We start from the raw sequence: 23,893 nt of genomic DNA, 5'->3' as shown, positions 1-23,893 counted from the left end.
ACTGCAAAGTGTATACCAAAATTGATTTGTACTATTTTTGTTCACTTTATTTAATTAGGTAATGCTTAATTTCTATTTTTCAAGAGGACTGAGTAAAGCTTAATAAGGTACAGCCAGCCTGAACAGTTATTTTAACCAGCCTTGTTGAACGCCTTTATGACTAACTAAAAGCAATAAAGTGGCGATTATAATGACCAAAATGGGCATAAACACCGCGCTTGCACCGAGTAGTTTTATACTGTTGATAACGATAAAGTTATAGAACTGTTGAATAAAGACAGCGACAAGTGACAGCGCGAAAACACTGCGCGCTAGTGAATGTTTAAGCAGTAATAACACTGAGCCAATGCAGCCTCCAAATACGGCAATTGCAAATGCAATTGTTGACCATAAAGGGGTGTCAGAGTATGCAGCTTGTTGTTCTACAGGGAGTTTACTTATCATTTCAGGTGTCATCAGCATTTGCATTATAAATGCAGTAACGCCTAATAAATTCCAAACAAGGGCAGCCCAAGCGGTGCTTTTTAACCAGCTAGGTGGGGTAGAGTGCGACATAATTACCTTTTTAATTGTTATTTTAAAAAGGTAATTAAAGACGACAGAGAGCTAATTTACAAGTAGCTATAATTGAGGAAGTATATTAGCCAAATGAGATTGGTCTACGGCCTGTTTTTTCATCCACCTTTGGCTTTTTAGTACGCTTACGCTTGTTTTTAGGCGCTGTTGGAGTGTCTTGCTTGGGGCTTTTATTTGGCGCAGTTTGAGTGTTTTCTGCAGGTCTTTGTGCAGGTATTGCATCTTCACTTAAGGTTAATTGAAACCATTCACCATCAAACTCAAGTACATCACCACTGTATAATTTTTTCCGTTTTATTGTACATATTTCATGGTTAACGCCAACATAACCTTCAGTAATTAAGTTTTTTGCTTGGCCACCACCTTCTACTAAATCAAGAACTTTGAGTAGCTTGCATAGTTCAATCGGCTCTTCTTCTAATTCAATTTCAATGTATTCGTCGTTCATGTTTGGTCTCAGTGAGGTAGGGCATAGCCTTTATTATAAAGGCTTAGAGCGAGTTTTGCACTATCGCCTAATTGGCAATTAAAACTCTTATCTGAATTTTTAAAACTTTTTTAGTCTTTCTCACGTATTTAAAAAAACTGAAGCATTTAAGCGTTAAGCTCCAGCTTTCAAATCTGGCCTGTTATTTGCCAATACATGTTTCAAATTTATATCCGCTAGATAGCAGCAACCAAAGTGTAAATGTTATTACATTGATTATGGAGTAGAAAATGGGCGTAAGATTAGCAATGAGAAAAGAGTTAATGGGGTTGAATAACTCAGATATGTTAACAGCCGATGATGTCAGAACCCACCTTACAAAAACAGTTAAGCAGCGTTCACCAAATATTGCAAAAGGGTTTTCAGTGATTTCTAAGTTTAACGATAATCACAGTCAGCTTGTCAGTGGTGACAATAACAAAGAGCGCTTACTCAAATTTGAGCGCCATCGTTTGTTCAAAGATGTGTTGTACACCCGCCAAAGTGTTGATGCGTGGCTAAATAGTCAAATTAACTAAGTTGCTTTTAATGGCTGCCTCTAATAGACTACAGCTGTAATCAATCGGAGGCAACCATGAAAAACGGATTTTTAACATTCATCTTTCTCGTATTTTTGGCAGCATGCCAACAACCCACCGTTTATATTTTTAGTGACAATCTTCAGGATGAACAGCGTAATCAGCTTGATGCGGCGCTAAAAGCACAATCACTACCTTATGAGTATGTCGATATTGGGGTGCCAAGAGAATTTGGCGCAGCTACATTGATGTTAGCAAATGATAAAATTCTCCGCGCGCAGGTGCAGCAATTAGCGGTCATAATGCAAGAGTTGGGATACCAGCCAGAAGTAAGTTATACAACACGTGCAAATCACTTTTATGGTGATGGTAATATCGGTTTTTATTTAAAAGGTGCTGATCCGGATAAGGTGTTTTCGATGCCAAAACGCCTGCGTACCAGTCAATGCGAGCAGGATGAATTTAATGATTTAGCGGTGAGCTTTACTGATCAGCATGCTGAGTTCACATTAACCAGCGGCGCAAAAGTGACGTTGAAATGGGAATATTTATATGGTTACTTAGTTATTTACTATCGTAATTATTCGCAAACATACAACCACACTCAGCCATTGATCAATACACCTTTTGGCGCCAAGCCATCAGACACATACACCATAACGGCTTATGTTAATAAACCAAGCTGGTTAAATTGCTCATTACAAGTCGTTTATATGGATTAATGCAGATCTAACCATGGTTTTCAATATGCTCACTAAGCTTTGCAATACGCTCGCTCATTCCTTCAATTATACGGTCTTTAATTTTTTCGCGAATAACATTGGGTAATCGTGTTAACGCTTCTGGGGTGACAGCTAATACGATAGTATCGCACATTGCACGGGCGCTGGTGCTTCTAGCACGGTTATTAATAAACGCACCTTCACCTATAAATTCACCGGGCTCAATTGTGCCTAGGTCGAGCAAGTGGCTATGCCTAAAAATAACAATTTTGCCGCTCAATACAATATAGAGCTGTTTATCGTTATCAAATTGTTTAAACACAAAACGATTTTGTTGTACCAAATATAAGTGGCTAAATGATTCAAGCAATATTTGTCGTTCGTCTAAGCTAAACTCTTTAAAAAAGTTTAGCCTGTTGATGATCTCCATTTGCCTTATTAGTGGAATATGTTCAATTAACTTCATATAAATAGGTCATTGCAGTTACTAGCTATCAACTGATATTGCGCTCTTTTAACTTACGGGTCAACGTATTGCGCCCCCAGCCAATTTTAACGGCCGCTTCTTGCTTATGCCCGGCACAGTTAGCTAATGCTGTTTTTATTAAACGAGTTTCTAGTTGCGCTTGAATATTCGGCCAGATATTTTCTTTTCCTTGTTTTAACTCTTGATTGAGCCATTGTTGGAAAGAATCAAGCCAATCGCCTTCTTGTTGAGTGGCTTCAGCTTCCAGTATTTCAGGCGGTAAATCTTGTTCACTTATCAACTCACCAGGCGCCATAACAGTTAACCAGCGGCAAGTGTTTTCAAGTTGTCTAACATTCCCAGGCCAATTAAAAAGACGCAATTGTTCAGTGGCTTTAGGGCTGAGTATTTTACTTTCTACTTGTAGGTCTTTTGCGCTTTTATGTAAAAAGTGCTGCGCTAAACGCTCGATATCTTCGGTGCGTTCACGCAAAGCAGGTAAGCGTAACCTCACCACGTTTAATCGGTGAAATAAATCATCCCTGAATTTACCTTGCTTAACAAGATCTTCAAGGTTTTGGTGCGTTGCCGCAATAATACGTACATCAACTTTAATACTTTGATGGCCGCCTACGCGATAAAACTCGCCATCAGCAAGCACACGCAGTAAACGTGTTTGCACATCAAGGGGCATGTCACCAATTTCATCCAAAAATAAAGTGCCGCCATTTGCTTGCTCAAAGCGACCTTTACGTACGGTGTCGGCACCGGTAAATGCACCTTTCTCGTGGCCAAAGAGCTCAGATTCAACCAACTCTTTTGGGATTGCCGCCATATTTAAAGCAATAAATTGATTTTCTTTGCGAGGGCTGTGATTATGCAAGGCACTTGCAACGAGCTCTTTACCTGTGCCTGACTCTCCATTAATGAGTACGCTCATACTGGATGCTGACAGCTTACCAATCGCTCGAAATACCTCTTGCATAGCAGGGGCTTCACCAATAATGTGCGCACTTTTTGGGGGCGCAACTTTACGCTTTGTTTTCTTTGCTGAGTTTGCACGGCAAGCACTCTCAACTAAAGCGACCGCTTCATTTAAATCAAATGGTTTTGCCAGGTATTCAAAAGCGCCTTTTTGGAATGCATTTACTGCTGAGTCTAAATCTGAGTGGGCTGTCATGATGATTACCGGTAGCCCTGGATTTTGTTCTGCGATTAACTCCAGCAGTGCCATGCCATCCATGCCAGGCATGCGTACGTCAGAGACAAGTACTGTTGGTTGGCTAAATTTAAGCGCCGTTAATACATCTTGTGCATTAGCAAAACTTTCTGTATTAAATCCTGCGCGCGAAAGCGCTTTTTCTAAAACGAAGCGAATAGACGCATCATCATCAACAAGCCAAACTGTTTTCATGGCGACTCCAAACCTATTAATCCACAAAAGGCAGATATATATTAAATTCTGTGTGACCAGGCCAGCTGTCGCATTCTATATAGCCGTTATGTTGGTCTATAAGAGTTTGCGCTATTGAAAGCCCTAATCCGGAACCACCTTCTTTGTTGGTGATCATCGGATAGAAGAGAGTCTCTCTAATACTGCTATCTATTCCTGGTCCGTTGTCTGATATTTGGATCAGCAGTGCTTTTTTAGGCGCTTTACCGGGTCTGCGTTGTTGATGGTTAATGCGTGTTTTTAGTTTAATCACACCCCCATTAACAAGTGCTTGCTGGGCGTTGCGAACAATATTTAATACCACCTGTTGAATTTTCCCTTGATCGATATACACATCAGGAATACTCGGGTCGTAATCTTTTTCTAAGCTAATATTGTTATTACTATCAAGTGTACTTAATTTAACAACCGACTCTAACGTTTGGTGAATGTTACCGTATGTCTTTTTTAGTAACTGATTCGGCCCTAACAATTTATCTACGAGCTCACGTAAGCGATCGGCTTGTTCAATTATAAGTTCAGCACATTGGTCTCGCTCTTGCTGATCAACCTCATACTGCAATAATTGCGCCGCTCCTCGTATTCCACCAAGGGGATTTTTTATTTCATGGGCAAGACCCCGTATTAGGTTACGCGCGGCTTGGTATTGGTGCATCTGATTGGAAGCTTGGTCGTGGCGTATTTCATCATCTGTTTGGCGACATTCAAACAAAATATAAAACGCATCGTCAAGCTTTACACGTCGTGCGCTAATGGCTAACTTAGCGTGTCGAGAATCGACGAAAACCACGTCAGCTCTATGCTGGTGGCAATCAACTCCATCAATGAGTGAGTAGTGAGCTATACGTTTAAGGTCTACAGAATGGTAGTTAAATAAACTATCGAAAGGTTGGTTGAGCATCCGTTTTGGACTGAGTCCTAACAACTCACTGGCGCTGTCGTTTACATAAACAAGGGTAAAATCTTTGTCTACCAAAATCACGGCGGTGGTTAGGTTTTTCCAAATACTGGCGAGTAACTCAGGATTAAATTTTTTATTATCGGGCATGTTGCACCATTTTAGTGCGTTGATGATAAAGCCAGCTTAGCATACTTTATTTATTTACAGTCGCAACTTAGCTGACTGCTTTATATTCATAACGCAGACTGTCTATGCATAAAAAAGACACTGCTTGGACTTACTGCGATGACTTTGCCTGCTGGGTCAAATAGCTTAACTTGTAAAGAATGTTCACCACGGTCAACATTACGAAGCGCAAATGTATTAGTTGCACTTGGTTGAGCATGTGCGATTCCATCAACGAATAATTGAACTTTAAAGTCACTTTCAAAGCGAGGGGTTACGCGGCTATTTACGTATACCGAACCTGTATTTTCTCGGATAGTTTGCTCATTTTCCGGCGACGCTATTTCTATCTTAAAAGGCTTTATTGCAGTCGGTTTAGTTTCATTTAAAACACTGGTATCTGTTGTTGGCATCGAGAGTACTTGGCTTGTGAGTTTGACTTCTACTGCCCCAGGCTTGGGTGTGTCTGAAAAAACGAGTACGCCATTTTTATCTTTCCATGAATAAATCTTCTTTTCACCGGCATGACTGTAAAGACTGAATAAAATGATTATCAACAAACCAATAATGGTAATTTTCACTTTTCGGCCGACCTTGCATTTCAAAAAACTGATTAAACTTTAGTGGAAAAAATTACTTTTTGCCATAAAAAAAGCCCGACAAGCGGGCCTTGAGAACACACATTAAGACTTGTCTATAATCTAGACAATTCTATCTACAGCGCATTAAACACTGTAGTACATTTCAAACTCAATTGGGTGAGTTGTCATGTTAAGCTTTTCAACTTCTTGAGACTTAAGGTTGATGTATGCATCGATTAAGTCATCAGTAAATACGCCACCTTGCGTTAAGAATTCACGGTCAGCACTTAGTGCTGCAAGCGCTTCGTCTAATGAAGCCGCAACTTGTGGAATTTCAGCTGCTTCTTCTGCTGGTAAGTCGTATAAATCTTTATCCATTGCATCGCCAGGGTGGATCTTGTTTTTGATACCGTCAAGACCAGCCATAAGCATTGAAGCAAATGCAAGGTAAGGGTTAGCAGTTGGATCTGGGAAGCGTACTTCAATACGACGACCTTTCTCAGATGGTACTACAGGAATACGGATTGAAGCAGAACGGTTACGTGCTGAATATGCAAGCATTACTGGCGCTTCAAAACCTGGTACTAAACGCTTGTACGAGTTAGTTGAAGCATTAGCAAAAGCGTTGATTGCTTTAGCATGCTTAATGATACCACCAATGTAGTAAAGTGCATCTTCAGAAAGACCGCCGTACTTGTCGCCAGCGAATAAGTTAACACCGTCTTTAGCTAAAGACTGGTGACAGTGCATACCAGAACCGTTATCGCCAACGATAGGTTTAGGCATAAATGTCGCTGTTTTTCCGTATAAATGAGCCATGTTATGAATAACATATTTCATTTCTTGGATTTCATCTGCTTTTAATACCATTGTATTAAAGCGAGTAGCGATTTCGTTTTGGCCAGCAGTTGCTACTTCATGGTGATGTGCTTCAACAACTTGACCTAGCTCTTCAAGTACTAAACAAGTAGCTGAACGCCAATCTTGTGAAGAATCAACTGGTGAACATGGGAAGTAACCGCCTTTAACACCTGGGCGATGGCCTGAGTTACCGCCTTCGTAGTCTTTATCAGAGTTCCATGCAGCTTCTTCAGCATCAATTTTATACATTGAACCTGACATGTCAGTTTTATATTTAACGTCGTCAAAAAGAAAGAACTCTGGCTCTGGGCCGAAAAGCACAGTATCAGCGATACCTGTAGATTTCATGTATTCTTCTGCACGTTTTGCAACAGAACGCGGGTCGCGCTCATAACCTTGAAGTGTAGATGGTTCTACAACGTCACAACGAACAATTAATGTTGCTTCTTCTGTAAATGGGTCAAGCTTCGCTGATTCAGCAACAGGCATTAGTACCATGTCTGATTCGTTGATGCCTTTCCAACCTGCGATTGAAGAACCGTCGAACATTTTACCGTCTTCAAAAAAGTCTTCATCAACTTGGTGATGAGGAATAGAAACATGTTGCTCTTTACCTTTAGTGTCAGTAAAGCGTAAATCAATGAACTTGACGTCATTTTCTTTAATAAAATCTAAAACCGATTGTGACATGTGTCCTCCAACTGTTGGGTTTTATTATTGCTGCATAACTGCTTTTGAGTTTAAGTAAGCTGATTTTGTGCCAGTTTTATAACCGATTGTTTATAATGTGGAAAAATAAAAACACTTTAAATGCCAATAAACAAAAGCACCAAATTGGTGCGTAAATGTTACTTTTTGGTGCAATGTTTACAATGCCTGTTTGCTGACAATTTAATCACTTTGAAATTAGCATAACCTAAATGCTGAAGACTACCAAAAATATCCTAAAAATAGTCAAAATGACCGAAGTGAGCTAAATAATTGAAATTTAATTCATATATTTGTCACATATAAAACAGATACTTAGTGAAAGTATTAAGAAAGTTTTCAAATTTGTATTGGATAAACTTTCATCCATGTCATTAATGAGGGATAATATGCGCCCTTTTAAATCCTATGCTGGGACATCTGGTGAAAATGCAGATGAGTGCGTAGATCTTGCAGGATCAATGAGAATTAATTTCTCTGAGTAAATATATGAGCATCGAAAACTTAAGAAACATAGCGATTATCGCGCACGTTGACCATGGTAAAACAACCTTAGTTGACAAACTACTTGAGCAATCAGGTACATTAGAAACACGCGGCGGTAACGAAGAGCGCGTGATGGACTCAAACGACATTGAGAAAGAGCGTGGCATTACCATTTTGGCTAAAAACACGGCCATCTCTTGGAATGACTACCACATCAATATCGTAGATACCCCGGGACACGCCGACTTTGGCGGTGAAGTTGAACGCGTACTTTCGATGGCTGACTCAGTATTATTACTTGTTGATGCTCAAGAAGGTCCAATGCCACAAACGCGTTTCGTAACGCAAAAAGCATTCGCGCAAGGCTTAAAGCCAATCGTTGTTATCAATAAAATTGATAAGCCAGGCGCTCGTCCAGATTGGGTTATGGATCAAATTTTTGATTTATTCGATAACCTTGGCGCAACTGACGAACAGTTAGACTTTAAAGTAATTTATGCATCAGCTATCAACGGCTGGGCAACATTAGATTTAGACGAAGCATCAGACAACATGGAACCTATGTTCAAGATGATCGTTGATGAAGTATCACCACCAGAGGCAGATCCTGAAGGTGACTTCCAAATGCAGATCTCACAGCTTGATTACAACTCGTATAAAGGTGTAATTGGTATTGGTCGTATCAAACGTGGTTCTGTTGCGCCTAACCAACAAGTTACGGTTATCAGTGCAGACGGCACGACTCGTAACGGTAAGATTGGTTCAGTACAAAGCTACTTAGGCCTTGAGCGTATTGAAACAGACCGTGGTTATGCTGGTAACATCGTAACAGTTACTGGTCTTGGCGAGCTTAAGATTTCAGATACGCTTTGTTGTCCTAATAACGTTGAAGCATTACCACCACTAAGTGTTGATGAGCCTACAGTAACGATGACGTTCTCTGTAAATAACTCTCCGTTCTGTGGTAAAGAAGGTAAGTTTGTAACATCACGTAATATCCGTGAGCGTTTAGACAAAGAATTAGTACACAACGTTGCACTTCGTGTTGCGGATACTGATAACCCAGATAGCTTCCGTGTATCGGGTCGTGGTGAATTACACCTAGGTATCTTAATCGAAAACATGCGCCGTGAAGGTTATGAGTTAGCTGTATCTCGTCCAGAAGTAATCTTACGCACAGTTGATGGCGTGTTAGAAGAACCGTATGAAACACTAACTATTGACTGTGAAGAAGAGCACCAAGGTTCTATCATGGAGCAAATTGGTCTTCGTAAGGGTGAGCTTACTGACATGGCACCAGATGGTAAGGGCCGTATGCGTATGGACTTTATGATCCCAAGCCGTGGTTTAATCGGTTTCCAAACTGAGTTCATGACATTAACTTCAGGTTCTGGTTTACTCTACCATACGTTCGATCACTACGGTCCGCACAAAGGTGGCGAGCTAGGTGTTCGTAAGAACGGCGTAATGATTGCAAACGCAACAGGTAAAGCACTGACTAACGCATTATTTAACTTACAAGAGCGCGGCCGTTTATTCATCGGTCACGGTGTTGAAGTTTATGAAGGTATGGTTATCGGTATTCATAGCCGTGATAACGACCTGACAGTTAACGCGCTTAAAGGTAAGCAACTTACTAACGTTCGTGCATCTGGTACAGATGAAGCACAAACACTAACACCAGCACTTAACTATTCACTTGAGCAAGCGCTTGAGTTTATTGCTGATGATGAGTTAGTAGAAGTAACACCTGAGAACATTCGTATTCGTAAACGCCATTTAACTGAAAATGAGCGTAAACGTGCGGGTCGTGCTCCTAAGTCATAATCTATTAATTTAGATTACTGATTGAAAAGCCGCTGTATTGCAAAATACAGCGGCTTTTTTGTGGATGCAAGCTGTCAGGTTAGAGCAGTGTAGTTGGATCACTTGGTGTTTGTATAACTATGAGGTGAAAGCCGCTAGATTTCATAAACCGTGCAATATTATCTTTTTCCTCTAAAAGCGCAGCGTCTCTTATTCTCTTTGTGAATGATTCACTTAAAGATTTTTTGCACAAGGAGAAGGGAATGAGAAGAAAAAGAGAGAAGGCTTAAAGAAGCCGGTAATGCAAAGCTTCAATGTTTGTTAGCAGGGTATTTTTCGTTGGGTTTCGCTGCGCTCAACCCAACCTACGCGCCAACTTTTTCACTTTTTCGATAGTAATGTGATCTTACCAAAAACGTCGGCATCGATATAGCCGAGGTTGCGGCTGCCGTTAACAGGCTGTATTTCGTGAGAACCCAAAAAGTGTTCGCGAACTTTACTACCGTCGTTATCGCAGTAGGCGAGCATAAAGCCGACTACTTGTTTTTCCGTTAATTTTAGCTGAGTGTTTTGCGCACCTTCTTGATAGTCATTAGGGTAGAGCTTTATTGCGACTTCCCAAGTGATGTTATAGGGCGTAGTGGTACTGCGTTTCCAGTTACTAACTAAGTGGTCGGTATATAAATGTGCTTTTTTATCAGGCCCGTAATCAGCAGCTTGGTTATCAAGGCCAATATGATAGGCAAATGCTGTATGGTTGAATTGATGGTTACCGCCAGATGCGTCACTATCAATAAAGACCTCGAGAGCATCATCATCCCAGTATTTTTCGGTTGGATTTGGGTGTGTATCAATCAGTACATCATCAACAATATCGGCTTGCAAGTATAGATAATCTTCATCCCACAGTAAGCGGTAGCGACCTTTAAAATCCTTATCTGAGCTTGGTAGGGTGCCATCCATTAAGTATGGCATGTTTTGCCAAGTGGCTTTGTCCCAAGCGCTTTCAGCAACACCATCAATATTAATAGGCGTGGATGTGTGTTCTACATCAATAGCGATAGCTGTATTACTTATCAATAAGCTTGAAATCAGTGTGAATGCTTTCATGTCATTCTCAAATATATTTTTTACTAATATTGTCTGAAACATAGTTTGAAAACAACAAGTAAAGGGGTACAGTTGCCAAATAACATCTGTAGTAACAAGCATATGGTAAAAACAAATTTTTACATTTTTAGTATCAAAAGTAGGTAAAATAACTGCATTGCTTAAACTAATACATATTCAAGGAAGTATTTTGGCTAAAGCGTTACCCTTAGTTATGGTTGTGTTGTTGTCAGGTTGCACTTCTTCACAAATGATGAGGTCGGGTTGTGATTTTGTTGTTGGCAGCGCGCAAAGTCAGCAGCGACAAGTGCAAAACCTAGCTATTGATAGGACAGATACAAATCAAGAAATGAATGTGATTAATGGTTTTTTTCAGGTGCTGCTGGGGCCCATCAACCGTTCACTTGGTGATGATGAATGCAGCACAGAAGACGATGATAATATGTATCCAAGCGTCGCTTTATAAAGCGACGCTTTCTCCTTCATTAAGAATATAAAGTGGCGTTTGAGCATCCATTTCATCGTACATATGTAGTAAACGTAGTAGTGCTGAGTGGCTGCTGTGATCGCCCATTTTCCAACTTGAATTTCCATACCCCCATGGGATCATGACTTTACAGTTAAGGTCTTGTGCTGCACTTAGCGCATCCTCTGGTGTGGTATGAACGTAACGATACCAGTCGCCACTTTCTTCATGATAATAAGAGGCTATGGGTATTAAACAAATATCAATTTCACCGTATTTTTGCTCAATATCGCTAAAATGCTGTGAATAACCTGTATCACCGGCAAAAAACAGTGTTTTACCATTTTGCTCAAGTAGCCAGCTACTCCATAGGTCTTTATCGTTATCTTCATAGATAAACGGCACTAAAACACGACTACTAAAATGGTGTGCGGGCAGTGCATGAATGGTTAAATCATCAACCTTGGTTTTTGCATACCAAGCCATTTCGCTAATATTAAAGCCACCCGAGGGAAAATTATCCGCCATACCTAGCGGTGTTAAATAGCGAGGTGCATTACCAATTTCTTCGATATCAGCTTTATTAAAATGATCATAATGAATGTGCGAATACATCACAGCGTCTAAGTTATTCATTTCGCTGTTTGTGAGCCAATCGCCAGGTTTACGGTAAAATCCAGAGGCGAGTCTAAAGGCTAAATCAACGGGAGAATCAAATTGCTCTTTAACTGGATCAAATACCACTTGTTGGCCGTTGGGGGTTTTTACCATAAACCCTGCATGGCCGAGCCAACGAACAACGAAACCAGTTTTTAGTTGAGGATTTATTTGTTCGCCTTGGTATTGGCAGTTTTCGGCCTCTGTTTCACATACTAAGCTAGGATTTTTTGGGTAGCAGTCACTTTCACAGCTAATAGGGTAAGTTTTTTCACCGGGGTATAGGTTATGATAGCGGCCAGCTCGTTTACCATCTTGATGAAGTGGTACAACCGTATCTGGACCAGCAATTATCTGCACATGATTCGCGGCGCTACATGCTGCTAATATGCTCGAAGCGATGATCAAACTAAAGGTACGTATTTTCATTGTTAGCTGTGTTTATTATTATAATTGTTTAAAGTGTACCAAAAACAGCTGACTAAAAAATATTTAAAAAGTAACAAAAAATAACAAAAAAGCCTGCACAATGCAGGCTTAATGTCTTCTTTTCTCGTCAACTCGAAGTTGATTTATCCCGCTTTATTCATCTGCTCAATGAACTTATTAGAATCAGCGATAGATTTATTCATGTCATCCATTAACACTTTAATGTCGCGTTTAAGGCTAGTAAATTCACCTTGTATTGCTGTTACAGCTTGCGCATTAAGGTTATGTTTTAAGTATAAAACATTATCTCGTAGTGATGATAATACAGGCTCCATTTTGCTTTCGGCATTACGCATTGAGCGTAATAATTTTTCAAAGTCGCGCTTGGTTGAATTAAGTTGCTTATTGCTTTGGCGTTTTAATGATGCGTTTGTATATTGCTCTAATTCATCGGCCCATTCGTCGAACAATGCCTCTGCCACGTCCTCAACTTTATTTATATTAGTAGTCACATCATTGGCTGCTGAAAGGCTTGACTCGTAATCACTATTAAGTTGGTCATAAGCTTCTTTTAGGTCGCCGCCATCAAAGTTAATAAGGGTAGATAAACGATCTAAGGCTGATTGGAACTCTTCTTGAGACTCTTCCTGAGAGTCTTTTGTTTCTTCAACACGGTCAACCAAAATATCGCGCTTGTGTACACCAACTGATTCCATGGCAGAATAATAAGCAGATTGGCAACCCGTTAAGGTCATCGTTAACGCAAGTAAGGGTGCGCTAAGTACTGAAAGTTTTTTCATTGAGATCCCTTTTAATTCCCGATTAGTTTTTAAATTATGTGGTGGATTGCTATGATAATCAAAACTATTTTGCAAAAAGTTAATTTATGAATGACAGGGTAGCACACTATAAGCATCAAGCTGGCTCATTTTTACGCCAGCAGCCGGGCTGGTGGATGCAATATCTTAACCGTTGTATTGATGACCAAATCACAGTCAATGCGGGCTATTTAGCGTATGTAACATTACTCTCATTAGTGCCTTTAATTGCGGTTGCAGTGGCTATATTTTCCGCTTTTCCTGGTTTTGAAGATACGCGAGTTGCGATTGAAAACTTTTTGTTCACTAATTTTGTACCCGCATCTTCAGATGCAATAAGAGAGCATGTGAGTTCATTTGCAGGTAATGCTAACCAGATGACAGCAGTTGGGGTGAGCTTTTTAGCAGCGATAGCGTTGTTGCTGATGAAAAATGTCGATGCGACGCTCAATCGCATTTGGCGAATTAAAAAGAAGCGTCCTTTGATGATTTCATTATCTGTATATTGGATGATTTTGACCTTAGGCCCGGTTTTGTTAGGGGCCAGTATCGGTATATCTTCGTATATTGTTTCTTTAGTTTCATTTGCAGATCAAGGAATTCCGGGTTTTAGTGGCTTTTTGATAAAACTTTTACCCTTTATAATTTCTATGGCTGGCTTTATTTTGCTCTATACTTTAGTTCCAAATACACCTGTTCCATTTAAGGCTGCGATCCCCGGTGCTATTTTTGCTGCGGTTTTGTTTGAGTTAACCAAAAAAGGGTTTGCTTTGTATATTAGTCACTTTCCATCCTATGAGTTAATTTATGGGACAGTGGCAACCATCCCAATTTTGTTTGTTTGGGTATACCTTTCGTGGACGGTCGTGTTACTAGGTGCAGAGTTTACAGTGTGTATTAGCCCTAAGGATGTCGAAGATACACCTGAGATCCAACTTGAAACGGACTCATCACACACATAACATTTGCACCGCTGATACAGGAGTCAGCGTTATGCAGTTATACCCAAGCATTACCCCTTATAATGACTTTCATCTGAGTGTAGGTGAGGGTCATCAGCTTCATGTGCAAGAATGTGGTAACCCCAACGGGCTTCCTGTAATTATTTGCCATGGTGGCCCTGGATTTGGTTTAAATCGCGATAATTGTCGCTTTTTTGATCCCACTCGTTATCGTATTATTTTATATAGCCAACGTGGTTGTGGCCTGTCTACTCCTCACCAAGTAAGTAAAAATGCCACTGACCATCTCATTGAGGATTTGAATTACCTCAGACAATCATTGGGTATCGATAAGCTATCGCTTTGTGGAGCATCATGGGGCGCAACGCTATGCTTACTGTATGCCATTAAGTATCACCAGCACGTTACAGGACTTATACTACGCGGTACATTTTTAGGGGCTCACGCTGATTTTCAGTGGTTATATGGCCCAAATGGTGCTGCGGCACAATTTTACCCTGAGCTTTATCAAGACTTTTCACAGGGTCAACCTGATGTGAAAAGTATTTTGGCGTTTTATAAGCAGCATTTATATGGCGATGATCAAATTAGTACCAGCCACTATGCAAAGCAATGGTGTCAATGGGAGGCTGTATTATCACAAGGAAAACAGTCACCGCAGTGGGCGCTAAGTTGCCCTCAGCAAGGTCTTATTATGGCTCGTTTAATGGTGCATTTTTTCATCGCGAATTGTTTTATTGATGAAAACTACATTGTGAAAAATGGCCATAACTTACATAACATCCCTATGTGGTTTATTCACGGGCGACATGATTTAGTCTGTCGTTTCAGTGCAGTACAACAGTTTGCAAAACAGCTTAATGCACAGCTATTCGTGCTAGATGAAATTGGGCATGGTGTTGATAATAATGTATATTTGTCTGCAGTGCGGCGTGCCGCCGATCTTATGTCTATCAAATTATCGAGGAATAAATGCAAGGATTAATTCAGCGGGTAAAACACGCTAAAGTAGAAGTAGATAATCAGGTTATCGGGCAAATAGAGCAAGGCATTTTATTGTTGCTGGGTGTTGAAAAGCTCGACGACAAATCAACCGCAGATAAACTGCTACATAAAGTGAGCAACTATCGCATTTTTACAGATGAAAACGATAAAATGAATTTGAGTTTAAAGGACATTCAAGGTGAGTTGCTTGTTGTATCGCAGTTCACATTAGCGGCAGATACCAAAAAGGGTATGCGACCTAGTTTTTCATCTGCAGCAACGCCAGAGCGAGCAAATGAAATTTATGAATACTTTGTTAGCCAAGCAAAAGAGAAAGGCTTAAAAGTGGCTTCTGGGCAGTTTGCCGCCGATATGCAAGTAAGTTTATGTAATGACGGTCCAGTAACTTTTAATTTAAAGGCCTAAAAGGCTTATTTACTGATCATAACAATATGATTTGTGTAGTTGGGTATTTTTTCGATACTGGGGGGCTTGCCAAATGTGGCGATCAAAAGTTGTTCTAGTTGTTTGAGTTGTGATTGGTGGGCTGATAAAAAGTTAATAAATAAATGCCCGTCCGTGCTCAGTACATTGCGTATTTTTTCATAAAATAGGTGTTTATATAAAAAGACAGGCGCATCTAATTGGCTAAAGAGATCAAGAATAACCCAATCATATTGTTCGTTCTTATCAAGCACTAATTGAGCGTCAGAACACTGTAAATTACTGGCATGGGCACTATAAAAAAAGCGTTTATAACAATGGATAATGCTGGCGTTTTTTTCCACAGACATGAGTTGGCAATCAGGATAAGTGTGTTGTATGTAGTTATGAATAGCGCCACCCCCAAGGCCTAGTTCAAGCACCTTTTTAGGTTTAGCCAAAGGCAGCCATAAACAAGCTAGCGATTGCAGGTGTGGGAACAATAGCTGGTTTGGATGATTTTTTTCAACTACGGATTGTAATATATCGTTGATGAGTAACCAGCGAAACTGCTTGAATTGGCGAACTTGAATGCAATCAGCGCCATGTTTGTGCCAATAGATAAGCTGTCCGATGCGATTGCAATCTTCAATAAAGCTTTGCTTTACAATGCCAGCGCTTACAATTAAATTTTCCATATACGTAGCTTAGACGAGTCAACCTAAACCGCCAGCCTGTTAAGTTCGTTTTACAGTTAAAATAAGGACTCACCAAAGTCGTATTCCAAGTTTTTAAAAGATAGCGTATGGTAGGTCGCAATAAAAAAACGCTGCTTTATGTTATCTATCGATAGTAGATATGTTAAATGCGGTAATAGAACAACAGGAGAATGTATGTTTCAGGTAACTACGCCACAAAGCAGTGAAGATTGGCAGGCATATTATCAATTACGCTGGCAGGTATTACGCGCACCTTGGCAGCAGCCACGCGGCTCTGAACAAGATGACTTGGAACAGGATGCTGAACATCGGTTTATAAAAAATAAAGCGGGTGAAGTACTCGGTGTTGCGCGTTTGCACTTTAATAACCAACAGCAAGCACAGGTACGTTATATGGCGGTTGCTGAGGGTAACCGTAATCAACATATTGGCAGTCGCTTATTGCATGAGCTAGAAAAAATAGCCTGGACGCAAGATGCTGATGAGTTAGTGTTATTTGCACGTGAACGCGCATTAGAGTTTTATAAGCGCCATGGCTATGAGTTAAAAGAAAAAGCTCACCTAGCTTACGATGATGTACAGCACTTTAAAATGATTAAGCAAAAGCCGTCTGAACCTGGCTGGTTCCGTCATCCTAATTGGACTCAAGTGTTACAAAACACATGGCGTGAATCGATTCCAATTAGTGATGCGATGGGAATTAAAGTTGAAAGCTATACGGATTGGCAATTTACCACCCGCGCTGATTTGGATGCTAATTTAAATTTACACAATACGATGTTTGCTGGTTCAATCTATAGTTTAGCAACGTTAACAGGTTGGGGCGCAACTTATTTAGCACTCAAAGAAGCCGAGCTTGAAGGTAATATTGTGTTAGCCGACGCTAATATTAAATATTTAAAACCGCTTAATAACGATCCTCGTGGCTGCGTTGATTTAAGTGGTTGCAAAGGCAAATTGGCTGAACTTGAAACTGAAGGTAAAGCAAGTTATCGAGTCCCTGTCGCTATTTATGATGGTGATGTGTTAGTTGCTGAGTTTGAAGGCATATTTAAAGTTATAAAGTAATTAAGAGAAAAATAAGGCCAAGCGATTGCTTGGCCTTATTGTTAGAGTAAATCAGTTAATAAAATACCCACACCTATACGTTCAATATCTGCGTTGTAATCAATTAAGCTTTCACCATAACCATTAAAGTATTGTGCATAGCCTCGCAATCGCCCCCATAGCGGGAATGACCAATCAAGCTGAATCGCACCGCGGTTGTCTGAATTTAAGTTATTTCGTGTCATAAAACTAAATTCGTGGTCTTCGTAGCGATAAGCTCCACCAAACTCAAAATAGCCCATGTATTTGTATATATCTGGGTTATCGTCGCCCTTGGCTTCCATAGGGTCTTCTTTTCTATCTTCAGGAATGCGATACCAAGGTTTAAAACTAAATACAAAGCCATCTTTCTCCCATAGGAAGTTAGCATAAACTCGGTTCCATGAACGGGAATTTGGCTGGCTGCGGCCATTAGATTGATGAGACATACCTATAGCTATCGCCATTTCATCACCCCAAAGTACGTTCTCAGGGTCGAGATAATTAACCCAGAAAACTTCAGGTTCGTAGTTTGTTTCACGAAAAGGGGATGAGATTTCGTTATTATAAAATTGCCAAAATGATTGCAAAGTAAAACCAAAAAAAACAGCTTGATCGTCATCTGAAAAATCATTGTAAATCGGTACTTTGATTGAGAGTTGGTATTTTACTTCTAGATTATCAAGTTGCTCGCCACTGGGTTCGTCAGATAGCTCATTTAGCCCACCAAAAGGGCGAGTGTTTGGGTTTGATACATAGGATAATGGCAGCAAATAGTTACGCTTATGGGGCGTAATAACATTGCGATTTTTTTGACTTACTTGCTCACGTGCTTTGCGTTTATCAAGCGCTGTTATTTGCTTGCTTTCATCTAAAGCAGAACATTTTTTTCGAAGCTGTGCTAGAGTTTGATTTTCGTCCCCTGCGATTGCTTCGTTTAAAATACATTGTTTTACTAATTCAATATCACTGTCTTGTTCGTTTGTCTTTTGTGAGTCGGCTTGTTGTGCCAACACGCTAGTTGATAACAAAGTAGTAAGTAAAATCCCATTGCGCCAAGTCATTATTATTCCTTTGGTAAACTAAATAGAGAGTCTATGTGGAGCTGCTGGACTTGTGCCACCGCTTTAAAATGGCTGAAAGTATTTATTCAATATGTCTGTCCAAGGATAACTTTAACAGAAGATCTGTGAATTGTTACTGAACTTAGTAAGTTTTGCTGCCTTTTGATTACAAATACAAAGAAAAAGCGGCCGAAGCCGCTCGTTCAATGCACTTTTTCCAGTTGGATAATCGTGCTCTCACGCAATGAGAAGGGGTGAGCTTATAGCTCAAATACGTTGGTGAAGAATTTGTAGAGTTCGGTACCTTGATTCACACTTGCTGAGGCAAAATGCAAAATTGCGATTGCATCACAATCAAGTGTTAGAGTTTGCAAAGGTTGTTCACTTAAGTAGCGCTCCATTCGAAGTACTTTAGCAATCGGCTCACCTGCTTTAATATGGCCGCCTAGAGGCGCAATATATTCAACCATGCCACCCATAGGCGCGTAGTAAGCGAAGTAGTCAGCGAGCATACAAGCATAGCGCTTCATTTGTTTTGGTTGAAATGGCGCATCAACAAAAACCTGCTTATGGTTTAAGTAACTTAAAATACTGTTGGCGTCATCAAGTGCTGCGCTTAAGTCGATTTTTTCTTGGCTACCAAGCTCAACAGTAAACGCTTCAACTTGTACGCTAAATTCACGACCTTGTTTTGCTAACTGTTCAGTTAATTGCCACCAAGGGCAAAAGCTGGCTTCGTCCATTGCTCCATCAAAATCATTTGGAATGAGTAGTACATGGGGGATATTAAAATAGCTGGCGCTTTGCTTTGCGTAATCAGGGCAATATAGGTGCTGGCTAGAAATAGGGCCTGTGTGTAAGTCCAGTACAATATCTGCTTGGTGTGCGAGCTTTTGTAAATTAAGCGCAATACGTTTACCTGTGGTTAAACGATAATCTGGCCCCGCTAATTGTTGCTCTACTTCCTCTATCAGCGCGGATTTAAAAGCATTTTTTAGGGTTTGGTCATCGGCATCACTGTATTGCTCTGCAAATTTAGCAGCTAATTGACTGTTGCAATGATACATACGGTTCCAGTTAGTACCAGTAATTGGATCAAAACGGCCTAACGTAAATTCGCCTGATTTTTGATTACAGCCAATTGGGTTGGCGTAGGGCACTAAAGTAATATCGCCTTTTAAATTGAGTTGCTTTAATTGTTCGAGCAGTTGATAAATGACAGCGTTGCCTTGCACTTCAGCGCCATGCATATTTGCTTGCACATAAACGCTTGGTCCGGTGCCGTCGCCTTTTAAACGATACACAGGAATGGTTAGCGGTAAGCCGTTTGCAACTTCACCTACGATGATGTTTTCTTGGCTGATTGGGGTTGTATTACTCATCTCAATTACCTTAAGTAGTGGCTAGCATCTTCAGCTTGGCGAATACAGGTTAGCTTACCGTTTTGTAATACATACTCAGCAGCAAGTTCATGGCATAAAAAGTAAGGCATGCTTTCAGTAAAACCATAAGCGCCGCATTGACTAAATGCGAGCCAGTCATGCTCGTTTAAATCATTGGGAAGTTGATGCTCACCTAAGCAATCAAGTGCAGTACATAATGGCCCGTATAAGCTCATTGCTTGGTTTGGGGCTTTTGAATCACGTAGTAATTGCGCTGGGAAATCTTGACTGGTAACCGCTGGGCGCAATAAATGATTAATACCGCCACTTATAATAACTTGCTGTTGTCCGTAGTTTAATTTGCGCTCGACCACAGGAGTTGCGTAATGACCACATTCGCCGACTGCATAACGGCCAAGTTCCATCCATAACTCTTCTACGCCAGCATCGCGTTTAATTTTCGCAAGTGCATCGATTAACGCATCCCAGCTTAAGGTAGGTGCATCGAGTGTATAAGGAATACCTAAGCCACCGCCTAAATCGAGTACTTTTAGATTAATATCTAAGTCGCTTGCTAGCTGCTGTAATGGCGCGATCATTTGTGACCAAAGGTGGGCGAGTTTATCGCTACTAAGCATATTTCCCCATTGAAAAATATGCAGGCCATCAAAGTTAAGTGCAGGATAATCACTCGTGTTGAGTGCTTGCCATTCATCGCAGCCTAAGCCAAATGGTGTAAGGCTGTCGCCCCCTAGTGGATTTTTTTCACCTTCAGGCCAACGTAATTGCACACGCAATAACACCTGTAGTTGGCACTGTTTTGCAATTGCTTGCTCATTCAGCCAACGTACTTGATTGAGACTTTCGGCGACAAAAATACGTACGCCTCGCTCAATAAAGTGTTTAATTTGCTTTGGGCTTTTAGCAGGCCCGGTGTTGAGCACGCGCTCACTGTTAATGCCTTGAGCAAGTACTTGCTCAAGTTCGCCTTTACTTGCAACATCAAAATTAAAGCCAGCGTTATCTAAACTTTGTATCACTTTAGACAGTGGATTGGCTTTAACCGCATACCAAAGCTTTACTTCAGTTTGCGCCACTAAACGCGACAAGTGCGCATCTAGTGAGTCAAGGTCGTAGACAAAAAATGGACTATCAAGCTGAGTCGATAGCTCATCAATAGCGTTTTTAACTGGCGTGCTCAAAAAGGTCATTAACGTAAAACCTCTTCTAGCAGTAATGATGCATCACTTTGTTCATCACGGTATTTTACGATTAACGCACATGACATGCTTAGACCTTGCTCGCGTGCCCACTCATTTGAAGCCGGGCGTGAGCCTGGAATGACAATAGCGTACTCAGGAATTGGCTCGCCTTTATCAAGTTGACGCTCGTTAACGCAGTCATAAACCGGGATGGTAGCTGATAAGCGTACGCCTGGGGCAAGTACTGCGCCTTTTTTAACTACAACACCTTCAACGATTACACATCCTGCGCCGATAAATGCATCGTCTTCGACAACCACAGGGCTTGCGCCAATTGGTTCAAGCACACCGCCAAGTTGCACCGCTGCACTTAAATGCACGTTTTTACCAACTTGTGCACACGAACCAACAAGGGCGTGGCTATCAACCATAGTGCCTTCGTCAATAAAAGCACCAATATTAACATACGCTGGTGGCATAATAATTGTGCCTTTAGCAACGTGTGCACCACGACGAACGCTTGTTCCGCCCGGTACCATACGTACACCAGCTTCTGCTGCAAAACCTTGTGGTGCTAAGTTGTGCTTGTCTACAAATCCGCCTGGAAACTCGGTATTAGTGCCGTTTTTGAACGCCTCTAAAATACCTTGTTTTACTTCAACGTTAGCGTGCCATTGGCCGTTTTCGTCTTGTGTTGCAGCGCGAACGGCGCCTGATTCTAAATTATTTAATAGTTCTAACCAGCTCATTATAAAAACCTGTATTAATGCCAAGATAAAATGGTGTTATTTGCATTGTTAATGCAATCTGTTTGGGTTAACTCTAAGTGAGTTAATGGTGGACGCAAATACGGGCTGTTTAGTCGCCCTTGTAGATGCATCAAAACTTTGACGGGAATGGGGTTTGCTACGGCAAACAAGCTTTGGATTGCTTGTGACCAATCGGCAAATAAATTTGGATGCTGACCGCTGAGGCTGCGTTTAACAAACTCATGTGTTTGTGTAGGCCATGCATTAGCCGCTACAGAAACCAAGCCTTTTGCGCCAGCTTGGGCAAAATAAGGCATAAGGGCATCATCGCCACTGAATATCGCTAATTCTGGCGAGGCTTTTCTAAAACCTTCAAATTTAGCAATGTCGCCGCTGGCTTCTTTAAGAGCCCATAAATTTTTATGATCTTTTAAATTGCTAACAACAGCTGGTGGAATATCTACTGCGCTGCGCCCAGGTACGTTATAGAGCATGCATGGGTGATTACTTGCGTTGAGTAGGCTTTCAAACCAGTGAGTTTGGCCCACAACACCCGGTTTGGCATACAGCGGTGAGCCCAATAAATAACCGTGGATGGGGAGTTGATTGCAGTACTCTACCCACGCAATTTGTTGTGTTAGGTTCATACCGCCAACGGCAACCATTAATGGCACAGTAGGTGCTAACTGACATACATGCTCAATAATGGCTTGTTGTTCTTTCAAACTAAGTGCTAAGCCTTCGCCAGTACTACCGAGTAGTAAAATGCCATTATTAGCAGCTTGTTGTTGTGCAACTAGCTGTTCAAGTACTGCATAATCGACTTCGCCGCCATCAGTAAAAGGCGTGACGAGTGCAGTCCATAACGGGTAGTCGTTTAAATTAAAGTTGTTTTTCATCTGCAACGAACTTATTAGGTGTTCGCTGAGTAAAACGAGGAAGAATTAGAAATACGCCGCATTTACATCAGTCGAACTTTAAAATTCGAAGAGCGAATGGGCTTAAATAATAGGGCGCAAAGGCCTTATTATGCTAAGACCAGAAGCTCTCCACCAAACTTATCAACAGCGCAGCTGTTATTGGTGACAGTCGCTGGGATTCAACCCAGTCGCCCGAAATAACCCTTCACAAAAAGTGTTATTTCTCGGCGTTAATTCCCCTCACGTATGATCACTGGAGTGTGTGCTCCTCACATACGTTACCTGAATAACGCACCTCTTCTAGCCCACAGTGTGAGTTTAAAACGATTAAACTCACACCTTAAATAGGGGTAATGGCGGTGATTAAAGCATTTTAGCCGTCTAGGTGTCAAGGCTGTAAACGATCGTTTATGACTAGTGGTTACGTATAGGGCTATTTTTTCGTACACTAGTAAATAGACAAAGCAAGGGTAGTTAATCAATGGAAAAGTTTCAGGATATTTATCAACGAGCAGCTCAGCGAAAAGGCGGTAAAGCAATGTTAGGGCAATTGCTGCATGCGCCACTTTCACAGGCTCAGCTTAAAAATTTGCCCGATGATGCTTGGCTTGAAGAGTTTACCCGCAAGGTTTTTCAAAGTGGCTTTTATTGGTCTGTTATTAATAGTAAATGGGCTGGCTTTAGGGAAGTGTTTTGGGATTTTAGTGTTGAAAAGTTACTGATGATGCCACCTGATATGTTAGAACAAAAAGCCAGTGATGAGCGTATTGTACGTAATTTTAAAAAAGTACAAACCATTACTGATAACGCATATATGATTCATGAAGTAGCGAGTGAACACGGCAGTTTCAGTGCGTTTATTGCTAATTGGCCTACAGACGACATAATTGGCTTATGGGCGTATTTAAAAAAACACGGCGCGCGATTAGGTGGTAATACAGGGCCTTATGCATTACGCACTTTAGGTAAAGATACGTTTTTACTTTCACGCGATGTAGAAAGTTATTTACGCGCGCACAAAATCATAGACGGTGGCTTACAAACTAAAAAATCGCTTAGCGCCGCACAAGCATTTTTTAATGAGCTGCAGCAACAAAGTGGCTTAAGTTTGCAGGAGCTAAGCTTAATCGTAGCCTATAGTGTGGGTGATAACCGTGTGGGTATTCAAACAACTGAACCGCAATAGCGGCGA

At 40.9% G+C, this 23,893-nt stretch carries 25 protein-coding genes and 1 riboswitch; of the genes, 9 read left to right on the top strand and 16 right to left on the bottom strand.

Features of this window, described 5'->3' with window-relative positions:
* Positions 1–126 precede the first annotated feature (126 nt).
* Positions 127–555: a hypothetical protein gene (locus ACHUE3_RS13795; RefSeq protein WP_394192970.1), complete on the bottom strand. Its 429-nt coding sequence runs from the start codon at positions 553–555 to the stop codon at positions 127–129.
* An 85-nt stretch (positions 556–640) separates the two neighbouring features.
* Positions 641–1,024: an RNA-binding S4 domain-containing protein gene (locus tag ACHUE3_RS13790; protein WP_394192969.1), complete on the bottom strand. Its 384-nt coding sequence runs from the start codon at positions 1,022–1,024 to the stop codon at positions 641–643.
* Between the two features lie 269 nt (positions 1,025–1,293).
* Here ACHUE3_RS13790 and ACHUE3_RS13785 point away from each other — a divergent pair, with 269 nt between their 5' ends.
* Entirely contained in the window at positions 1,294–1,581 is a 288-nt protein-coding gene (locus ACHUE3_RS13785; protein WP_394192968.1) for a hypothetical protein, read from the top strand.
* A 56-nt stretch (positions 1,582–1,637) separates the two neighbouring features.
* Positions 1,638–2,303, top strand: a complete 666-nt coding sequence (locus tag ACHUE3_RS13780) for a hypothetical protein (protein ID WP_394192967.1) — start codon at positions 1,638–1,640, stop codon at positions 2,301–2,303.
* 7 nt (positions 2,304–2,310) lie between these two features.
* Here ACHUE3_RS13780 and ACHUE3_RS13775 read toward each other — a convergent pair whose 3' ends face one another.
* The 5 genes from ACHUE3_RS13775 to glnA form a co-directional block, all read right to left on the bottom strand.
* Positions 2,311–2,769 (bottom strand): Crp/Fnr family transcriptional regulator, encoded by a 459-nt coding sequence (locus tag ACHUE3_RS13775; protein WP_394192966.1) that lies wholly within the window; start codon positions 2,767–2,769, stop codon positions 2,311–2,313.
* A gap of 28 nt (positions 2,770–2,797) precedes the next feature.
* Positions 2,798–4,183: a nitrogen regulation protein NR(I) gene (gene ntrC, locus ACHUE3_RS13770; RefSeq protein WP_394192965.1), complete on the bottom strand. Its 1,386-nt coding sequence runs from the start codon at positions 4,181–4,183 to the stop codon at positions 2,798–2,800.
* A gap of 16 nt (positions 4,184–4,199) precedes the next feature.
* A complete protein-coding gene (gene glnL, locus ACHUE3_RS13765) occupies positions 4,200–5,270 on the bottom strand; it encodes a nitrogen regulation protein NR(II) (RefSeq protein WP_394192964.1) in 1,071 nt (356 codons plus the stop codon).
* Positions 5,271–5,356: 86 nt separating this feature from the next.
* Positions 5,357–5,869 carry a DUF4124 domain-containing protein gene (locus tag ACHUE3_RS13760; RefSeq protein WP_394192963.1) on the bottom strand — a complete coding sequence of 171 codons (513 nt, stop codon included), beginning with the start codon at positions 5,867–5,869 and terminating at the stop codon, positions 5,357–5,359.
* Positions 5,870–6,013: 144 nt separating this feature from the next.
* Complete coding sequence (gene glnA / locus ACHUE3_RS13755) at positions 6,014–7,420, bottom strand: glutamate--ammonia ligase (RefSeq protein WP_394192962.1); 1,407 nt, start codon at positions 7,418–7,420, stop codon at positions 6,014–6,016.
* A gap of 507 nt (positions 7,421–7,927) precedes the next feature.
* Here glnA and typA point away from each other — a divergent pair.
* Positions 7,928–9,751: a translational GTPase TypA gene (gene typA, locus ACHUE3_RS13750; protein ID WP_394192961.1), complete on the top strand. Its 1,824-nt coding sequence runs from the start codon at positions 7,928–7,930 to the stop codon at positions 9,749–9,751.
* A 360-nt stretch (positions 9,752–10,111) separates the two neighbouring features.
* Here typA and ACHUE3_RS13745 read toward each other — a convergent pair whose 3' ends face one another.
* Positions 10,112–10,840 (bottom strand): CBM9 family sugar-binding protein, encoded by a 729-nt coding sequence (locus ACHUE3_RS13745; protein WP_394192960.1) that lies wholly within the window; start codon positions 10,838–10,840, stop codon positions 10,112–10,114.
* Positions 10,841–11,030: 190 nt separating this feature from the next.
* On the opposite strand from ACHUE3_RS13745, the gene ACHUE3_RS13740 reads away from it, so the two are divergent.
* Positions 11,031–11,306: a hypothetical protein gene (locus tag ACHUE3_RS13740; RefSeq protein WP_394192959.1), complete on the top strand. Its 276-nt coding sequence runs from the start codon at positions 11,031–11,033 to the stop codon at positions 11,304–11,306.
* On the opposite strand, the gene ACHUE3_RS13735 is transcribed toward ACHUE3_RS13740, so the two are convergent.
* Positions 11,301–12,392, bottom strand: a complete 1,092-nt coding sequence (locus tag ACHUE3_RS13735; RefSeq protein ID WP_394192958.1) for an MBL fold metallo-hydrolase — start codon at positions 12,390–12,392, stop codon at positions 11,301–11,303. The two genes, ACHUE3_RS13740 and ACHUE3_RS13735, sit on opposite strands and share 6 nt — an antisense overlap.
* 143 nt (positions 12,393–12,535) lie before the next feature.
* Positions 12,536–13,192, bottom strand: a complete 657-nt coding sequence (locus ACHUE3_RS13730; RefSeq protein WP_099295467.1) for a DUF2959 domain-containing protein — start codon at positions 13,190–13,192, stop codon at positions 12,536–12,538.
* Positions 13,193–13,278: 86 nt separating this feature from the next.
* Between ACHUE3_RS13730 and ACHUE3_RS13725 the strand changes: the two genes are divergently transcribed.
* From ACHUE3_RS13725 to dtd, 3 genes are read left to right on the top strand one after another with little or no spacing between them, the layout of a single operon-like run.
* The gene (locus ACHUE3_RS13725; protein ID WP_394192957.1) at positions 13,279–14,172 is read left to right on the top strand and encodes a virulence factor BrkB family protein; all 894 of its coding nucleotides are present in this window, start codon (positions 13,279–13,281) and stop codon (positions 14,170–14,172) included.
* A gap of 31 nt (positions 14,173–14,203) precedes the next feature.
* On the top strand, positions 14,204–15,157 hold the full coding sequence (locus tag ACHUE3_RS13720) for an alpha/beta fold hydrolase (protein WP_394192956.1): 954 nt from the start codon (positions 14,204–14,206) through the stop codon (positions 15,155–15,157).
* Positions 15,145–15,582, top strand: a complete 438-nt coding sequence (gene dtd / locus ACHUE3_RS13715; RefSeq protein ID WP_394192955.1) for a D-aminoacyl-tRNA deacylase — start codon at positions 15,145–15,147, stop codon at positions 15,580–15,582. Before ACHUE3_RS13720 ends, dtd begins: the two co-directional genes overlap by 13 nt.
* Positions 15,583–15,587: 5 nt before the next feature.
* Here the strand turns inward: dtd and ACHUE3_RS13710 are convergent, their stop codons facing one another.
* On the bottom strand, positions 15,588–16,277 hold the full coding sequence (locus tag ACHUE3_RS13710; RefSeq protein ID WP_394192954.1) for a spermidine synthase: 690 nt from the start codon (positions 16,275–16,277) through the stop codon (positions 15,588–15,590).
* Between the two features lie 195 nt (positions 16,278–16,472).
* Between ACHUE3_RS13710 and ACHUE3_RS13705 the strand changes: the two genes are divergently transcribed.
* Positions 16,473–17,366: a bifunctional GNAT family N-acetyltransferase/hotdog fold thioesterase gene (locus ACHUE3_RS13705; RefSeq protein WP_394192953.1), complete on the top strand. Its 894-nt coding sequence runs from the start codon at positions 16,473–16,475 to the stop codon at positions 17,364–17,366.
* Positions 17,367–17,407: 41 nt separating this feature from the next.
* Here the strand turns inward: ACHUE3_RS13705 and ACHUE3_RS13700 are convergent, their stop codons facing one another.
* The 5 genes from ACHUE3_RS13700 to dapA form a co-directional block, all read right to left on the bottom strand.
* Positions 17,408–18,448: a phospholipase A gene (locus ACHUE3_RS13700; protein ID WP_394192952.1), complete on the bottom strand. Its 1,041-nt coding sequence runs from the start codon at positions 18,446–18,448 to the stop codon at positions 17,408–17,410.
* A 260-nt stretch (positions 18,449–18,708) separates the two neighbouring features.
* The gene (locus tag ACHUE3_RS13695; RefSeq protein WP_394192951.1) at positions 18,709–19,830 is read right to left on the bottom strand and encodes a succinylglutamate desuccinylase/aspartoacylase family protein; all 1,122 of its coding nucleotides are present in this window, start codon (positions 19,828–19,830) and stop codon (positions 18,709–18,711) included.
* A gap of 5 nt (positions 19,831–19,835) precedes the next feature.
* Complete coding sequence (locus ACHUE3_RS13690) at positions 19,836–21,041, bottom strand: PLP-dependent decarboxylase (RefSeq protein ID WP_394192950.1); 1,206 nt, start codon at positions 21,039–21,041, stop codon at positions 19,836–19,838.
* Entirely contained in the window at positions 21,041–21,781 is a 741-nt protein-coding gene (locus tag ACHUE3_RS13685) for a 2,3,4,5-tetrahydropyridine-2,6-dicarboxylate N-succinyltransferase (RefSeq protein ID WP_394192949.1), read from the bottom strand. The genes ACHUE3_RS13690 and ACHUE3_RS13685 overlap by 1 nt, the downstream gene beginning before the upstream one ends.
* A 14-nt stretch (positions 21,782–21,795) precedes the next feature.
* Positions 21,796–22,680, bottom strand: coding sequence for a 4-hydroxy-tetrahydrodipicolinate synthase (gene dapA / locus ACHUE3_RS13680; RefSeq protein WP_394192948.1), 885 nt, complete (start codon positions 22,678–22,680; stop codon positions 21,796–21,798).
* Between the two features lie 135 nt (positions 22,681–22,815).
* A riboswitch (Lysine riboswitch) is annotated at positions 22,816–23,009 on the bottom strand.
* Positions 23,010–23,182: 173 nt separating this feature from the next.
* Between dapA and ACHUE3_RS13675 the strand changes: the two genes are divergently transcribed.
* The gene (locus ACHUE3_RS13675; protein WP_394192947.1) at positions 23,183–23,887 is read left to right on the top strand and encodes a DNA-3-methyladenine glycosylase I; all 705 of its coding nucleotides are present in this window, start codon (positions 23,183–23,185) and stop codon (positions 23,885–23,887) included.
* Positions 23,888–23,893 lie beyond the last annotated feature (6 nt).

The organism is Pseudoalteromonas atlantica, assembly GCF_043641955.1.
Classification (GTDB): domain Bacteria; phylum Pseudomonadota; class Gammaproteobacteria; order Enterobacterales; family Alteromonadaceae; genus Pseudoalteromonas; species Pseudoalteromonas atlantica_A.
This window is presented reverse-complemented; position numbering and strand designations above follow the sequence as displayed.

Excerpts from the sequence above, each read along its gene's own strand:
- ACHUE3_RS13795 (WP_394192970.1), bottom strand. The coding sequence starts at position 555 with ATGTCGCACTCTACCCCACCTAGCTGGTTAAAAAGCACCGCTTGGGCT.
- ACHUE3_RS13790 (WP_394192969.1), bottom strand. The coding sequence starts at position 1,024 with ATGAACGACGAATACATTGAAATTGAATTAGAAGAAGAGCCGATTGAA.
- ACHUE3_RS13785 (WP_394192968.1), top strand. The coding sequence starts at position 1,294 with ATGGGCGTAAGATTAGCAATGAGAAAAGAGTTAATGGGGTTGAATAAC.
- ACHUE3_RS13780 (WP_394192967.1), top strand. The coding sequence starts at position 1,638 with ATGAAAAACGGATTTTTAACATTCATCTTTCTCGTATTTTTGGCAGCA.
- ACHUE3_RS13775 (WP_394192966.1), bottom strand. The coding sequence starts at position 2,769 with ATGAAGTTAATTGAACATATTCCACTAATAAGGCAAATGGAGATCATC.
- ntrC (WP_394192965.1), bottom strand. The coding sequence starts at position 4,183 with ATGAAAACAGTTTGGCTTGTTGATGATGATGCGTCTATTCGCTTCGTT.
- glnL (WP_394192964.1), bottom strand. The coding sequence starts at position 5,270 with ATGCCCGATAATAAAAAATTTAATCCTGAGTTACTCGCCAGTATTTGG.
- glnA (WP_394192962.1), bottom strand. The coding sequence starts at position 7,420 with ATGTCACAATCGGTTTTAGATTTTATTAAAGAAAATGACGTCAAGTTC.
- typA (WP_394192961.1), top strand. The coding sequence starts at position 7,928 with ATGAGCATCGAAAACTTAAGAAACATAGCGATTATCGCGCACGTTGAC.
- ACHUE3_RS13745 (WP_394192960.1), bottom strand. The coding sequence starts at position 10,840 with ATGAAAGCATTCACACTGATTTCAAGCTTATTGATAAGTAATACAGCT.
- ACHUE3_RS13735 (WP_394192958.1), bottom strand. The coding sequence starts at position 12,392 with ATGAAAATACGTACCTTTAGTTTGATCATCGCTTCGAGCATATTAGCA.
- ACHUE3_RS13730 (WP_099295467.1), bottom strand. The coding sequence starts at position 13,192 with ATGAAAAAACTTTCAGTACTTAGCGCACCCTTACTTGCGTTAACGATG.
- ACHUE3_RS13725 (WP_394192957.1), top strand. The coding sequence starts at position 13,279 with ATGAATGACAGGGTAGCACACTATAAGCATCAAGCTGGCTCATTTTTA.
- ACHUE3_RS13720 (WP_394192956.1), top strand. The coding sequence starts at position 14,204 with ATGCAGTTATACCCAAGCATTACCCCTTATAATGACTTTCATCTGAGT.
- dtd (WP_394192955.1), top strand. The coding sequence starts at position 15,145 with ATGCAAGGATTAATTCAGCGGGTAAAACACGCTAAAGTAGAAGTAGAT.
- ACHUE3_RS13710 (WP_394192954.1), bottom strand. The coding sequence starts at position 16,277 with ATGGAAAATTTAATTGTAAGCGCTGGCATTGTAAAGCAAAGCTTTATT.
- ACHUE3_RS13705 (WP_394192953.1), top strand. The coding sequence starts at position 16,473 with ATGTTTCAGGTAACTACGCCACAAAGCAGTGAAGATTGGCAGGCATAT.
- ACHUE3_RS13700 (WP_394192952.1), bottom strand. The coding sequence starts at position 18,448 with ATGACTTGGCGCAATGGGATTTTACTTACTACTTTGTTATCAACTAGC.
- ACHUE3_RS13695 (WP_394192951.1), bottom strand. The coding sequence starts at position 19,830 with ATGAGTAATACAACCCCAATCAGCCAAGAAAACATCATCGTAGGTGAA.
- ACHUE3_RS13690 (WP_394192950.1), bottom strand. The coding sequence starts at position 21,041 with ATGACCTTTTTGAGCACGCCAGTTAAAAACGCTATTGATGAGCTATCG.
- ACHUE3_RS13685 (WP_394192949.1), bottom strand. The coding sequence starts at position 21,781 with ATGAGCTGGTTAGAACTATTAAATAATTTAGAATCAGGCGCCGTTCGC.
- dapA (WP_394192948.1), bottom strand. The coding sequence starts at position 22,680 with ATGAAAAACAACTTTAATTTAAACGACTACCCGTTATGGACTGCACTC.
- ACHUE3_RS13675 (WP_394192947.1), top strand. The coding sequence starts at position 23,183 with ATGGAAAAGTTTCAGGATATTTATCAACGAGCAGCTCAGCGAAAAGGC.